Here is a 13820-nt window from a genome sequence, read left to right on the forward strand (position 1 = left end):
GCGGACGAAACCACGCCGCACAGTGAACGCACGGCCGCCGTTCCTCCTCTAGCAGGGCGAAATCCGCCAACCGAGAGGAATGCGCCGTGCGTTCACGTACGCGTCCCCGCCCGCACCCGGCCGGCATCCTGGTCCTCGCCCTCGCCGCCGCCGGATCCGTGCTGGCCGGACCCGCCGGCGGCACCGCGGTCGCCGCCGAAGGGCGGGCCGACCTCCGGGCGGACGTCGATCGCGACGGGCGGGTCGATGTGACCGGGACCGGCGACACGCGAGGCGAGGACGGCTGGTCCGTCGAGCGGGGAGCCGTCTACCTGCCCAACATCGACGACGACACCGGGCGGTGCCCGGTGAGCGGGCCGGGCGGTGAACCGCTGACCGACGCCCGGCTCGCCGCGTGCAACGACGCCACCGACACCAAGGTCAACGGGACCGCGGACGCCGCCGACCTGGCGCGGATCCGGTCCGTGCCGATGCCCGGCCTGGCCTCCGGCGCCGAGGGCAGGGTGCGGATCAGCGCGGGCGCCCGGCACACACGGCTCTTCCTCGGACGGGCCGGGAAGTGGACACCGGTCACGTCGGGGACGCGACTGACGGCCGACGAGCTGCGCGCCGGTGCGGAGTTCGGCGCCGAGGCCACCGACGTCGTCCGGGACACGGCGAAGTGGGACGGCCGCGCGGTGATCCGGCTGACGGTGACGTCCGGGCGGAGATCCACCTCCGACGCCGTGACCCTGCGCGTCGCACCGATCCTGACACAGCATCACCTCCAGGACACTCGGCAGGTGATGGTCTCCGAGGTGCAGGGCGAGGGGCCGGACAGCCGCCTGCAGCGCCGGTTCGTCGCCGAGCTCCGGAAGGAGGTCAGGAAGGCCGGTGTCACGACTCCGCTGATCACCTTCGAGAAGTACGCCGACCGCTGGGCACAGGACTTCGTGGAACCGGCGTACGTCAGCATGACCGGTCCGGGGGGCCGGCGGCAGGCGATGCGGGTGATGCTGCGCTCGGCCCAGCCCCATCGGGACGCCGGCCGGGAGCTGTTCGAGCGGATGCGCGGCCAGGACGTCGGCGTGGTCCAGGTGACCGACCGGGCGGAGCCCGTGGACTGGTCACTCGACTCCATGGGCAACTTGGAGACCGTCCCGCCCTACGCGCACGGTGGGCGCGCCTACCCGGCCGGGCGGATCATCATGGGCGAGCGCAAGGACATCGGGGCGCGCCCCTCCAAGGTGATGCGGACGCTGCTCGCCTCGCAGGGGCTCCAGGACCCGCTGCTGCTGGACACGTCCTGGCTCGGTGTGGGGCATGTCGACGAGTTCGTGCAGTTCCTTCCCGCCGACACGCCGCGCGGCTGGCGTGTGGGGGTCGCCGACCCGAAGGCGGGTCTGCGACTGCTGCGTTCCGCCGAACGGGACGGGCACGGCGGGACGAAGATGTTCTCCGTCCCGGGCCGCAGCGGCAGCCCCGCGCCCAAGGAGACCGTCAGCCAGGCGCTCGCCTCCCGTCACCTGGTGGCCGACAACGAGATGGCGGCCCGGCGCATCGCGGCGAACCTGGAGATCCTCCGGCGGGAGACGGGGGTCACCGACGCGGAGATCGTGCGCGTGCCCGCGCTGTACACCCGTGACTCACAGGCGGTTACCTCCGCCGGCAGGGCGATTCCCGTACCGCGTCTGACCCGCCTGGGCGCCGGGTCCGCCCTGGTGGACGGCCTCGGGGAGCACGGCCAGCAGAAGTGGCTCGCCGGGCAGAAGCGGGCCGGGCGGGCCGCCCCTGCCGCGACGGTCACGACCGGCGCGTACGTTCCCGGCGCGGTCAACGGCGTGCTCCTGGCACGCGACCGCTACCTCGCACCGCGCCAGTGGGGTCCCGTCGTCGGCGGCAAGGACGTCTTCACGGAGGCCGTCTCGGCCGTCTACCGGCGGGCGGGGCTGAAGGTGTCGTACATCGACGACTGGTACACGTACCACCTGGGGATGGGCGAGGTGCACTGCGGCACCAACACCTTGCGCGACACGTCCGCCGCGTGGTGGCGGCGTCCGGACGGAGCCGCGAACGGAGCGTAGGCAGCGAGCCCGCTACGGGTCCTTTATGCGGCTTTTGCCGGAAGGTTGCTCGTTCTCCACTCGGTGACGGCCATCGTTCGGGGCCTGCCGGGCACCCGGGTGGTACGCCGCGTCCGGGAGGAAGAGCACATGCTGATACTCGCCGTCCTGCTGCTGCCCGGGCTCGCCCTGCTCCTGACGGGCATGAGCGCGATCGAGGACCGGCTCCTGCGCGAGGCGGAACCGGGCGCCCGGCACGCCCGGCCCCGTCGCCTGCGCCTCGTCCACGGGGGCAGGTCGACCGCGAACCGCGACGAGGACCGTGTCGGCGGCACCCGCACACCCGTGTCCGCCCGCCGCGCCGCGCCGCGCGACAGGGCTGCCTGACCGGCACGGGTGCGTGCGCGCCGTCGGACGTGCGCGGGCCCGGGGCGGGTGCTGCAATGGCTGAGGCGGGCGTCCCCGACGGGAAGGCGACGGCGTGGTCCACGAGCCGGAACACCCGAGCGACCCCGGCGACGCACAGCGGCCGGGACACCGGACGGCCGACGACGACGGCACGCAGCCGGAGCACCCGGGCGGCGCGGGAAGCGGCGCGCAACCGGAGCACCCGGGCGGCGCCGGGGGCGGCACGCAGCCGGAGGAGGCCGAACGGCTGCGGGAGCTGCTGCGCAGCCCGGGCTACCGCAAGGCCCTCCTCTTCGCCTCCCTCATCGGCGTCCCCGTGTCGCTGGCCGCCTTCTGGTTCTTGGCCGGCCTGCACGAACTCGAGCACCAGCTGTGGGACGAGCTGCCGCGTCAGCTCGGCTGGGACACCCCTCCCTGGTGGTGGCCGCTGCCGCTGCTCACGCTCGCCGGACTCGTCGTCGGCCTGGTCGTACGGCACCTGAAGGGGGCGGGCGGGCACCTGCCGGCCGGTGGTCTGCACGCGGGCGGGATGACCCCGGGGGCCCTGCCGGGCGTTCTGCTGGCGGCGCTCGCCAGCCTGCCCTTCGGCGCGGTCCTGGGGCCCGAGGCGCCGCTGATCGCGCTCGGCGGTGGTCTGGCCCTGCTCTTCGCCCGGCTGGCCCGTGCACCCGCGTCGCCGCAGAGCGCGGCCCTGCTGGGGGCGGCCGGTGCCGCGGCGGCCCTGCCGGCGATCTTCGGGGATCCCGTGATCGGCGCGGTCATCCTCATCGAGGTGGCGGGGGTCGGCGGACCGCAGTTGTTCGCCGTGATGCTCCCGGCGCTGCTGGCCAGCGGCGTCGGCTCGCTCGTGTTCACCGGGTTCGGCCGCTGGACCGGCCTGTCCACCGGGAGCCTGTCCCTGGACCTCGGGGTGCCCGCGCCGCGCCTGGACGCCGGGGACGTGGTGTGGTCCGTGCTCATGGCCGTGGCGATCGCCGTCGTCCTGCACTTCGTCCTGGACGGCGGCCGGCTGACGGCCGCGTTCATCGCGCGCAGTCCCGTCGTCCGTACGGCGGTGTGCGCCCTGGCGGCCGGGGTGTGCGCCGCGGTGTACGCGCTGACCGTCGACCGCTCCCCCGCGGACGTGGCCTCCTCCGGCGAGGCGACCCTGGCGCGGATGGCTCAGGATCCGCACGCCTGGGGTGTGGGCGCCCTGGTCGCGGTGCTGGTCTGCAAGGCGGTGGCGTACGCGCTCTGCCTCGGCGGCCTGCGCGGCGGCCCCGTCTTCCCGGCGCTGTTCCTGGGGGCCGCGGCGGGCGTCCTGCTGGCGCCCCTGCCCGGACTGGGGATCGTGCCGGGCATGGCCGCGGGCATGGCCGCCGCGTCCGCGGCCACCCTGCGTCTGCCGGTGAGCAGTGTGGTGCTGGTGGTCCTGCTCCTCGGCGGCGCCGGGATGACGCCCGTGGTGATCCTCGCGGCCGTGACCGCCTTCGTCACGGCCCAGTTGCTTCCGGCCGGTCACCCCGTGCCGGCCCTGGGCGAACCCGCAGGGCCGCCGCCGGGCACATCGGCGCGGGCGCCGCAGGACCGTCCCGCGCACACCTGACGCCGGCCGCCGGGCGGGCCCGGGCCGGGGATCGCCTGCCGCTGGGCGAACCTGCTCCCTCGGTCGGCCCAACCCGGCCCCGTGCGGCGTGCCGGCGCCGGGCCGCGGTGATTGTGTGACCCTGCCCCGGCGCCGCGGCCCGGGTCGCCCCGGCCAGGCAGTGGAGGAGACAGTCATCGTGCAGTCGACCGCGAGCTCGCCCCGCGACGTGATCCCCGCCCAGCTGCTGAAGGGCCAGAAGGCGTTGGTCACCGGCGCCAACTCGGGCATCGGCAGGGCGACGGCGATCGCCCTGGGCCGGGCAGGTGCGGACGTGGTCGTGAACTACGTGACCGGCCGGGACGAGGCCGACGAGGTGGTCGCGCGGATTGAATCGTTCGGTGTGCGCGCGGTGGCCCACGAGGCGGACGTCTCCGCCGAGGACCAGGTGGTGGCCATGACGGGGCGCATGGTCGAGGAGTTCGGCACGATCGACATCCTCGTCGCCAACGCCGGGCTGCAGCGTGACGCGCCGCTGACCGAGATGACGCTGGGCCAGTGGCAGCAGGTCCTGGACGTGAACCTCACCGGGCAGTTCCTCTGCGCCCGGGAGGCGAGCAAGGAGTTCGTCCGGCGCGGCGTCGTCCCCGAGGTGTCGCGCTCCGCCGGCAAGATCATCTGCATGAGTTCCGTGCACCAGGTCATCCCCTGGTCCGGGCACGTCAACTACGCGGCCTCCAAGGGAGGCGTGCAGATGATGATGGCGACCCTCGCGCAGGAGCTGGCTCCACGGAAGATCCGCGTCAACGCCATCGCCCCGGGCGCCATCAGGACGCCCATCAACCGCGACGCCTGGGACACTCCCGAGGCCGAGGACGACCTCCTGAGACTGATCCCCTACGACCGCGTCGGCGACCCCGAGGACATCGCGTACGCGGCGGTCGCGCTCGCCTCGGACCTGATGGACTACGTCGTCGGCACCACGCTGTACGTGGACGGCGGGATGACCCTCTTCCCCGGCTTCGCCACCGGCGGCTGACCCGCGCCCCACGGCCCAACGGACGGACTCGGATGGACGGAGCTGAGCCGCTCGTGCGCGACGGGGAGGGGCCGGAATGAGTGAGGACGAGATCCTGCTGGGCATCGCCCTGACCGTGGTCCTGGCCGTCGGATCGCAGATCCTGGCCTCCCGGCTGCGTGTCCCGGCCCTGATCGTGCTGCTGCCGGCGGGGTTCGTCGCCGGCACGCTCACCGACGTCGTCCATCCGGACCAGCTGGTCGGGCAGGACTTCCCGGCCCTGGTGTCGCTGTCGGTGGCGCTCATCCTCTACGACGCCGGACTGGGCCTGGATCTGCGGCTGCTCAAGGGCACGACCCGCAGGGCCGTCGTCCGGCTCCTGGTGTTCCAGGTGCTGCTCACCTGGGGTGCGGTCATGGCCGTGGGACCGGCGCTGCTCGGCGTCCCGGCCGCGGTGGCCAGCATGCTCGGGGTGATCCTCGTGGTGTCCGGGCCGACCGTCGTCGGTCCCCTCCTGGAACACGTCCGGCCGTCGGAGAAGGTGCGGCGCGTCCTGGTGTGGGAGGGGTCCCTGATCGACGCGGTCGGCGGCATCCTCGGCGCCGTCGTGTTCCACTCCCTCGTCTCCGGCGGACTGCGGCCCGGCCACTTCCGGTTCGGCGCGTTCTTCGGCGGCATCGCGGTGGGGCTCGCGGGCGGTGTCGTGGGAGCCGTGCTGCTCTGGCTCACGCTCCGGCTGCTCCGCCTCGGAGAAACCCTCGGCACCCTCACCCAACTGGCCGTCGTGGTGCTGGTGGCGGCCGGCTGCGACGCCGTCTACGACGACACCGGGCTCATCGCGGCGATCGTCACGGGTCTGGTCGCCGCGAACGTGCCCGGCTTCGAGATGCCCGCACGGCGCCCCTTCTTCGAGACGCTCGTCCAGCTGATCATCGGCCTGCTGTTCGTGTCGATCTCGGCGACGGTCACGCCGGAGAGCCTGCGTCCGGTCCTGCTGCCCTCGCTGGTGCTGGTCGCCGTCCTGATCGTCGCCGTCCGGCCCGTCGTCGCCCTGGTGTCGACACTGAGGACGGACCTCGCCCGGGGCGAGCGCGCCTTCGTCGGCTGGATGGCACCGCGCGGGATCGTCGCCGCCTCCACCGCCACCACCTTCGCCGGGGCGCTCACGGCCGACGGGCTCCACGACGCCGACACCATCCTGCCGATCACCTTCCTGGTGATCGTCGGGACGGTCGTGGTGTACGGCCTGACCGCACGGCCCGTGGCCCGCCGGCTGGGCGTCGTGACCGCCCCCCGGGCCCGTCCGCTGCTGCTCGGCGGTGACCCCTGGGTGGTGGACCTCGCCCACGCCCTGCGCACCGCGGGTGCCGACGTGCTGATGTGGGCGGCGTCGGAACGGCAACGGGCCCGGATCGAGGCCGCCGGGGTCGAACCGGCCGCCGAGGAACTCCTGGCCGCCGCCACCGACCCGGAGGCCCGGCTGGAGGGCGTCACCTCCGTGTTCCTGCTGACGGACGACGACGACTTCAACGCGCTCGTCTCGGTCGTCCTGCGGGACAGCGTCGACGGCCCGGTCCACCGGATCGGTCCGCCGCCCGGCACCTCGGGCGTGGTCGCGCCCCACGCCCCCGGCGAGACCCTCTTCGGTCCTGACCTGGTCCGGCACACCGTCGCGGCCCGTCACGGCAGCGGCGCCCGCTTCCGTGTGCAGCCCGCCTCCGCGCCGCTCCCGCCGGGGCACGAGACGCTGTTCGTCGTGCGGCGGGACGGCCGTCTCGACCCGGCCACCCAGAACGGCACACCCGCCGCCGGTCCCGGCGACACCCTCGTGCTCCTGGAACCCGACCCGGCTCAGGCCGACTGAACTGCCTTCCGCTCACGTTCGGTTGAGTGCGGCATCCAGGGTGATGGCCGCGTCGATCAGTGCGAGGTGGGTGAACGCCTGCGGGAAATTGCCCAGTTGGCGGCCCTGCGGGTCGATCTCCTCGGCGTACAGGCCGAGGTGGTTGGCGTAGCCCATCATCTTCTCGAACACCAGCCGCGCCTTGTCGGTCCGGCCCGCGCGGGCCAGGGCGTCCACGTACATGAAGGTGCACAGCGAGAAGGTCCCCTCCGCGCCGCGCAGACCGTCGGGGGACGCCTCGGGGTTGTAGCGGTAGACCAGGCTGTCGCTGACCAGTTCCTCCTCCATGGCCTGCAGGGTGGAGGCCCAGAGCGGGTCGTCGGGCGTGATGAAGCCGACGGTCGCCATGCGCAGCAGGGAGGAGTCGAGGACCTCGCTGCCGAAGTGCTGGACGAACGCCCCGCGTTGCTCGTTCCAGCCCTTCGCCATGACCTGCTCGTAACAGGCGTCGCGTGCCGCGCGCCAGCGCTGTACGTCGGCCGGCCTGCCGTTGGACTCCGCGAGCCGCAGCGCACGGTCGAAGGCCACCCACGACATCACCCGCCCGTAGGTGAAGTTCTCGCGGCCGCCGCGGGTCTCCCATATGCCCTCCTCCGGCTGGTCCCAGTGGTCGACCAGCCAGTCCAGGTCCGTCAGCAGCGCGTTCCAGCCGTGGTGCCCCACCCGCAGGCCGTGCCGGTGGGCGAAGGAGATGCTGTCGAGCGCCTCTCCGTAGATGTCCAGTTGCAGCTGGGTGGCGGCGCCGTTGCCGATCCGCACGGGCGCGGAACCGGCGTAGCCCTCCCAGTGGTCCAGCGTCAGCTCGTCGAGGTCCTGGGAGCCGTCCACCGCGTACATGATGTTCAGCGGCCCGGTGTCGCTGTCCCGTCCGGCGCGTTCCTCGACCCGGTCGCCGAGCCACTGGATGAACGCCCTGGCCTCCTCGGTGAACCCCAGCCCGAGCAGGGCGTACACCGAGAAGGAGGCGTCGCGGATCCAGGTGAACCGGTAGTCCCAGTTGCGCTCGCCGCCCAGTTGCTCGGGGAGCGCGGCCGTCGGGGCGGCCACCACCGCACCGGAGGGGGCGTACGTCATGAGTTTCAGCGTGATCGCCGAGCGCTCCACGGTCTCGCGCCAGCGTCCGGTGTAGCGCGACTGCCGCAGCCAGCCGCGCCAGAACGCGACCGTGTCGTCGAAGAGCCGCCCGTACTCGGCCAGTCGGATCTCCCTGGGCGGGCCCTCGGCGGCCCATTCCAGGACCATCCCGCGCTCCAGGCCCGCCTCCAGGGTGAGGGTGAAGTGCAGGGCTTCCCGGCGGTCGGTGAGGACGTCGAGCAGTTCCTCGTCGTCCGGTTCCCGCACGGGGTGCACGGTGAGGCGCGCCCCGCGCTCCCCGGCGAACACCGCCCCGTGCTCGCTGATGTGCAGCCGGTGGGGTTCCCGCCCGTAGTCGAAGCGGGGATCGACCTCGATCTCGAAGGTCATCCGGCCGCGTACGCAGCGGATCATCCGCACCAGCCGGTGGCTTTCCGTGACGGAGGTGCCGGTGACGGGCATGAAGTCGATCACTTCGCCTGCTCCGGCCTCGGTCATGAAGCGGGTGACCAGGATCGCCGTGTCGGGCAGGTACAGCTGTTTGGTGGCGTAGGAGCGGTGGCGGGGGCGGATGGTGCAGTGCCCGCCCTTGTTCCGGTCCAGGAGCGCGCCGAAGACGCTGGGCGAGTCGAACCTCGGGACGCAGAACCAGTCGACGCTGCCGTCCGTGGTGACCAGTGCCGCGCTCTGCAGGTCACCGACGAGTCCGTGGTTCTCGATCAGCGGGTAGTCGTCCATCGGGCCGCCCTTCCGGTGCGCGATTCACCCGAACGCCCCCGGCATCAGAGTAAGCCGGAGCCGCGGGCCGGCGCGCGGGCTGAACGCGGCGGCGGGGTGGGGCGAGCGGTGCCACGGCCCGTCCCTTCCGCGTCCCGGGCCGGTGGCGGGACCCGCGGGCGGTACGGCGGGGTGCCGTGGGCCGTGAGGTCGCGCACTCTGGGTGAGGAAGGGAGCAGCGTGATGGGGACTTCTCCAGGTGTGCCGCGGGCGAGGTGGGCACGGCCGGCGTGTGCGGGTCCGGGCCGCCTGCCCTGTGGCCGGGCCGCGGGCCGTCCCGGCGCCGCGGGCCGTCCGGGCGCCGCGGAGCTCCGTGCGCCGATCGGTGCGGGCCCCGCACCCCGCCCGGCGGAGTGAGCCGCGGAGCCCGCGGGCCACGCCGGACCTCCCGGGTTCCCGGCCGGTCGCGGCGGCGGGCCCGGACCGGTGGGCGGGGCGGCAGGCTGCGCACGCTCGCCGCGCGGCTGAAGGCACGTTTTCCCCTGCCCACGGCGGTGGTCGAGCGCATGGTGGAGGTCAACGTCTTCGACTCGGCGACCCGCATCGCCGCGCAGTCCTTCCTCACCGCCATTCCCTTGCTCTTCGTGCTCGGCGCCTACGCTCCGTCGGCCCTGAAGGACCAGGTCGCGGTCTCGGTGACGGCCGTGTTCGGGTTGACCGGGCAGGAGAAGGCCCAGTTGCAGCAGGTGTTCCAGCCGCCGACCGCCGAGTTGCGGCAGGCGACCGGTCTCATCGGCGGCCTGATGGTGCTGCTGTCGGCCACCGCGGTGAGCCGGGCCGTGCAACGGCTGTGCAGACGGGCGTGGCAGCTGCCGCGCTCCGGCCCGTCGGTCGCCGCGTGGCGCTGGCTGGCGTGGATCGCCCTGTGGCTGGGCGCCCTGGCCGTGCAGGGGCTGCTGCGCAACGAGCTGGGGGCGGTCCTGGGCTTCACGATCAGCCTGCTGATGCAGACGGCCATGTGGTGGTGGACCCAGCATCTGCTGCTGGGCGGCCTGATCGGCTGGGGCCCGCTCCTGCCGGGGGCCGTGGTCACCGCGCTCGCGGTCAGCGGCCTGTCGGTCGCCGCCCACTTCTACATGCCGCGCGCCCTCAAGCGGGCCCTGGACGCCTACGGGGCCGCCGGCTCGGTCTTCGTGCTGCTGTCCTGGCTGATCGTGCTGTGTGTGGCCATCGCGGTCGGGCTGAGCGTGGGCGCCGTGCTGTCCCAGGCCCCGCCGCTGCGTCGCAGGCTCGGCACCGTCGTACGACCGCCGGAAAACACCTGACGAGCGCCGCCCGGTCGGCGTGAAGGGGCCGGTCGCGTGTCCGCCGCCCGCTCGAGGCAGCTCCCTCAGCTTCTGTGCCGAACTGAGGGAGCCTCGCGCTGATGGGCTCCCGGGAACCGACCTCCGCGTACCACCGAGGCTACTCTTCCGCGACGGCAGCCGCGCCTGCCGCGCTGCCGCCGTTCGAGCTCAGGACGACTTGGCGGCAGGCCGCTTCGCGGTCCTGCTCCGGCCGGCGCCGCGTCCGGCGCTCGCGGCCGTGTCCTTGGGCCGCTTCGCGGTGGTCGCCTTGGCCGTCTCGGAGGCACCCGTCTGCTTCTCGGATCCGGACGGGCGCGATTCCGTCGCGGTGGACCACTTGAGCTCGATCTCCAGCTCGACCTCGCCGCCGCCGATCTCGACCTCGATCTCGCTGCGCAGACCGTCGGGGATCCGCAGGGTCAGTGTGCCGGAGCCGAGTTTCAGCTCGGCGTCCTCGCCTTCCCTCAAAGCGTCCGCGAGTGCGGTGAGCTGGTCGGCGGCCTCACGACGGGACAGCGTGCGCTTCTGCTCGAACTTGAGATCCTTCATGGTCGCCCTCCGATCGGGCACGAACGACGCGACAAGGCCCATTCTCGCGCGGCACCGCGGATCGAACCTCCTCACGCCGGGGCACCGGCACCTCGCCGCGGCCCTGCCCGCTGACGTACCGCACCTCTCAGGAGGGTCCTCCGTAGCGGGCGGCTAGGGCGGCGGCGCGCTCCCGCAAGGCGTCGCGCAGCCACAGGGGGGTCAGGGCCTCCGCGTCCGGGGCGAGGTGCCACAGCGCCCACTCGGCGTGCCTCGCATCCTGGAAGGCGACCTCCATCCGCAACCGCCCGTCGGCCTCGGTCTCCTCGGCGAGGACGGCCACCGCGGTCCCCACCAGCTCCTTCCGCCGGGCCTCGGCCACCCGCAGCAGCACGGTGACCCGGTCCCCGTCGTCGCGGAACCGTGCGCTGCGTTCCCGCCAGACGCGGTCCAGGTCGACCCCGTCGGCGCGGTGGGCCGGTTCCGGTTGCTCCCGGGCGGCGAGGATGCGGGACAGGCGGTAGGTGCGGTCGGCTCCGGACCGGGTGGCCAGGAGGTATCCGCGGCCCCGCACGGTGACCAGGCCGACCGGGTCGACGGTGCGCCAGGCGGGCTCCCGGTCCACCGCCGCGTACTGGATGCGCAGCCTGTGCCCGGCGAACACCGCCCGCCGCACCTCGCCGAGCACGGCGTCGGGTACCTCCTCGGCGTCCGAACGGCGTGCGAGCAGGTCGATGTCCGGCTCGACCAGCAGGCGCCGGGCGGCGCCCGCGGCGGTCGTCCGGGAGTCCTCGGGGAGCGCGTCGACCACTTTGCGCAGCGCCGAGGCGAGCGCCGGGCCGAGGCCGAACGCCTGGGCGCCGCGACGCGATCCGGCGACCAGCAAGGCCAGTGCCTCGTCGTGGGTCAGTCCGGTGAGTTCGGTCCGGAACCCGGGCAGCAGCGCGAAGCCACCGTGCCGGCCCCGTTCGGCGTACACCGGTACGCCGGCCGCGGACAGCGCCTCGATGTCGCGCAGCACCGTGCGGGTGGACACCTCCAGTTCACGGGCCAGCGCGGTCGCGGAGAGCCGTCCGTGCTGCCGCAGCAGCAGCACCATCGATACCAGTCGGTCGGCGCGCATCCGCGAAGCCTAGCGAGATACGTGACACAGGGTGTCATGTATGGCTTGCGAGGCTGCCTGTGTCAACGTCCCTTCCGTACACAGGTGGTGGTCCTCATCGCGCACACGTTGGTCAATCCGCGGGAACTGCACGATCCGGTCCCGTTCGGCTACAGTCACACCGCCGTCGTCCCGGCGGGCAGCGAATTGGTGCTCGTGTCCGGCCAGTTCGGGTCCGGTCCGGACGGCACGGTCGTCCCGGGCGGCTTCGCCCGGCAGGTCGAGCAGGCGTTCCGCAACCTCGGTCTCGCGCTCGCCGCCCACGGGCTCGGGCTCGCCCACGTCGTCCAGCTCAGGACGTACGTGGTGAACCACGACGTCGGCAAGCTCGGGCCGATCGCCGCGGCCGTGCTCGCGGGGTGGGGTACGCGGCCCCCGACGCAGACGCTCGTCGGCGTCGCCGCTCTGGCCACGCCCGACGTGCTGTTCGAGGTCGAGGCCGTCGCCGTCCGGCACTGACACACCGCCCGCCCGCGTCGCGCCCCGGTCGCGTCGATGCGGGCGGGCGGTCCGGGGGCCCGGCGTCAGGGCACGGGCGGCATCTCGGACGGGCGGGTGTCCAGTCCCGGGCGGCGGTTCACCCATGCTCCCCGGGTGAAGTCGGGAATCCGCACGGGGCGTCCTCCGGCCGCCAGGGACTGTGCGCTGAGCGGCACGGGTGAGCACCACACGGCCGCGTCGTAGACGTCGATGTCGGGGACGAGTCCGGCCCGCATGAGCTGGACGGTGCGCCACTGCAGCACGTAGTCCATCCCGCCGTGGCCGCCGTTGTTCTCGGCGTCGTCACCGATCTTCGTCCAGAGCCAGTGGTCGAACTCCTTGCGGTAGGCGTCGAAGTCGCGCCAGGTGTGTCCGCTGTGGTCGGGCTCGACGTAGATCCGGCCGCCGGTCGCGGAGGTGCCCGCGTAGTCCTCGAAGATGCCGCGGGTGCCGGCGAGGCTGTTGATCCGGCTGTACGGGCGGGGCGAGCTGACGTCGTGCTCGGCGCGGACGGTGCGGCCCTTCGCGGTGTCGATCAGGCAGGTGACGAGGTCACCGTTGACGTAGGTCTCCTTCCAGGAGGGGTGCGACCGCGGAACGAACCGCTCGCGGTAGTCGGCGAGGCCCTTGGGTTCGGTCGCGGTGGCACGCAGTGTCGTGAGCCGGTCGCCGCGGTTGACGTCCATGGCGGCGGCGATCGGCGCGAGGCCGTGCATCGGGTAGAGCGAGGCGGTGCTGCGGGTGTGCCACCTCCGCCGCCAGGCGTCGGTGTAGTACGTGTCGGAGAAGAGCAGTTCCCGCAGGTCGTGCAGGTAGCCGCCGTGTCCGTTGGTGAGGTCGCCGAACAGGCCGTCGTGGGCCATCCTGAGCATCGCCAGTTCGTTGCGGCCGTAGGAGCAGTTCTCGGCGAGCATCAGGTGCCGCCGGGTGCGCTCGGAGGTGTCGACGAGGTCCCACAGTTCCTCGAGCCCGGTGGCGACGGGCAGTTCGACCAGGGCGTGCTTGCCCGCCCGCAGCGCGTCCCTGCCCTGGCGGTGGTGGAACTCCCAGGGCGTGGCGATGTAGACGAGGTCGATGTCCTCGCGCCGGAGCATGCGGGTGTAGGCGTCGTCCGAGCCGCCGTACTCGCCGGGGCGCGGCCGGCCCTGGGAGGCCAGCCGATCGGCGACGCGGCGGGCGCGGTCGGCCCGTACGTCGCAGACCGCGGTCACCGTGCAGCCCGGGACGGCGGACCAGCCCTCGGTCATCCCCGAGCCCCGGTTGCCGAGTCCGATGACACCGACGCGGACGGTCCGGTGCTCGCCGAACGGCACGTTGATCATGGACTTCTGGCCTGGCGCGCGGCGTGGTGAGGAGTCGGCCGGCACGTCCGGCCGGTCTCGTGCCGCGGCCGCCTGCGCCGTGCCCAGACCGGCCGCGGCAGCGCCGCCGGCCAGCGCTCCTCCGAGGAGCAAACGCCTGGTGACTTCGGGGATCTCGGGCATGGGGGTGCACGCTCCTCGGGTCCGCGGATCGGCATCACTCGGTGGGGACGACTGTGGAGGGAGTGTCATCGCCATGTCAATAGATGCTCGATGG

Annotated in this window: 11 protein-coding genes; 7 read left to right on the top strand and 4 right to left on the bottom strand. The window is 73.3% G+C overall.

What is annotated here, in order from left to right; translation table 11 throughout:
• Nucleotides 1-86 precede the first annotated feature (86 nt).
• The 5 genes from ACH4C6_RS06160 (at nucleotide 87) to ACH4C6_RS06180 (ending at nucleotide 6896) form a co-directional block, all read left to right on the top strand.
• The gene (locus ACH4C6_RS06160; protein WP_398107324.1) at nucleotides 87-2063 is read left to right on the top strand and encodes a protein-arginine deiminase domain-containing protein; all 1977 of its coding nucleotides are present in this window, start codon (nucleotides 87-89) and stop codon (nucleotides 2061-2063) included.
• Between the two features lie 129 nt (nucleotides 2064-2192).
• Nucleotides 2193-2429 carry a hypothetical protein gene (locus ACH4C6_RS06165; protein ID WP_398107325.1) on the top strand — a complete coding sequence of 79 codons (237 nt, stop codon included), beginning with the start codon at nucleotides 2193-2195 and terminating at the stop codon, nucleotides 2427-2429.
• Between the two features lie 268 nt (nucleotides 2430-2697).
• The gene (locus ACH4C6_RS06170) at nucleotides 2698-4035 is read left to right on the top strand and encodes a chloride channel protein (protein WP_398107925.1); all 1338 of its coding nucleotides are present in this window, start codon (nucleotides 2698-2700) and stop codon (nucleotides 4033-4035) included.
• 178 nt (nucleotides 4036-4213) lie between these two features.
• On the top strand, nucleotides 4214-5053 hold the full coding sequence (locus tag ACH4C6_RS06175; protein WP_398107326.1) for an SDR family oxidoreductase: 840 nt from the start codon (nucleotides 4214-4216) through the stop codon (nucleotides 5051-5053).
• Nucleotides 5054-5129: 76 nt separating this feature from the next.
• Nucleotides 5130-6896 (top strand): cation:proton antiporter, encoded by a 1767-nt coding sequence (locus ACH4C6_RS06180; protein ID WP_398107327.1) that lies wholly within the window; start codon nucleotides 5130-5132, stop codon nucleotides 6894-6896.
• Nucleotides 6897-6908: 12 nt separating this feature from the next.
• On the opposite strand, the gene ACH4C6_RS06185 is transcribed toward ACH4C6_RS06180, so the two are convergent.
• Nucleotides 6909-8747: a glycoside hydrolase family 15 protein gene (locus ACH4C6_RS06185; RefSeq protein WP_398107328.1), complete on the bottom strand. Its 1839-nt coding sequence runs from the start codon at nucleotides 8745-8747 to the stop codon at nucleotides 6909-6911.
• Between the two features lie 545 nt (nucleotides 8748-9292).
• Between ACH4C6_RS06185 and ACH4C6_RS06190 the strand changes: the two genes are divergently transcribed.
• Nucleotides 9293-10051 (top strand): YhjD/YihY/BrkB family envelope integrity protein, encoded by a 759-nt coding sequence (locus ACH4C6_RS06190; protein WP_398107329.1) that lies wholly within the window; start codon nucleotides 9293-9295, stop codon nucleotides 10049-10051.
• 189 nt (nucleotides 10052-10240) lie between these two features.
• Here the strand turns inward: ACH4C6_RS06190 and ACH4C6_RS06195 are convergent, their stop codons facing one another.
• Together ACH4C6_RS06195 and ACH4C6_RS06200 are read right to left on the bottom strand one after the other, a co-directional pair.
• Nucleotides 10241-10621, bottom strand: a complete 381-nt coding sequence (locus ACH4C6_RS06195) for an amphi-Trp domain-containing protein (protein ID WP_398107330.1) — start codon at nucleotides 10619-10621, stop codon at nucleotides 10241-10243.
• 127 nt (nucleotides 10622-10748) lie between these two features.
• Nucleotides 10749-11723 (bottom strand): helix-turn-helix transcriptional regulator, encoded by a 975-nt coding sequence (locus tag ACH4C6_RS06200; RefSeq protein ID WP_398107331.1) that lies wholly within the window; start codon nucleotides 11721-11723, stop codon nucleotides 10749-10751.
• A gap of 96 nt (nucleotides 11724-11819) precedes the next feature.
• Between ACH4C6_RS06200 and ACH4C6_RS06205 the strand changes: the two genes are divergently transcribed.
• A complete protein-coding gene (locus tag ACH4C6_RS06205) occupies nucleotides 11820-12221 on the top strand; it encodes a RidA family protein (RefSeq protein ID WP_398107926.1) in 402 nt (133 codons plus the stop codon).
• A gap of 65 nt (nucleotides 12222-12286) precedes the next feature.
• Here the strand turns inward: ACH4C6_RS06205 and ACH4C6_RS06210 are convergent, their stop codons facing one another.
• Nucleotides 12287-13726, bottom strand: a complete 1440-nt coding sequence (locus ACH4C6_RS06210; protein ID WP_398107332.1) for a Gfo/Idh/MocA family protein — start codon at nucleotides 13724-13726, stop codon at nucleotides 12287-12289.
• Nucleotides 13727-13820: the final 94 nt, after the last annotated feature.

The sequence above is a fragment of the Streptomyces sp. NPDC017943 genome, from assembly GCF_044328425.1.
GTDB classification, from domain to species: Bacteria; Actinomycetota; Actinomycetes; order Streptomycetales; family Streptomycetaceae; genus Streptomyces; species Streptomyces djakartensis_A.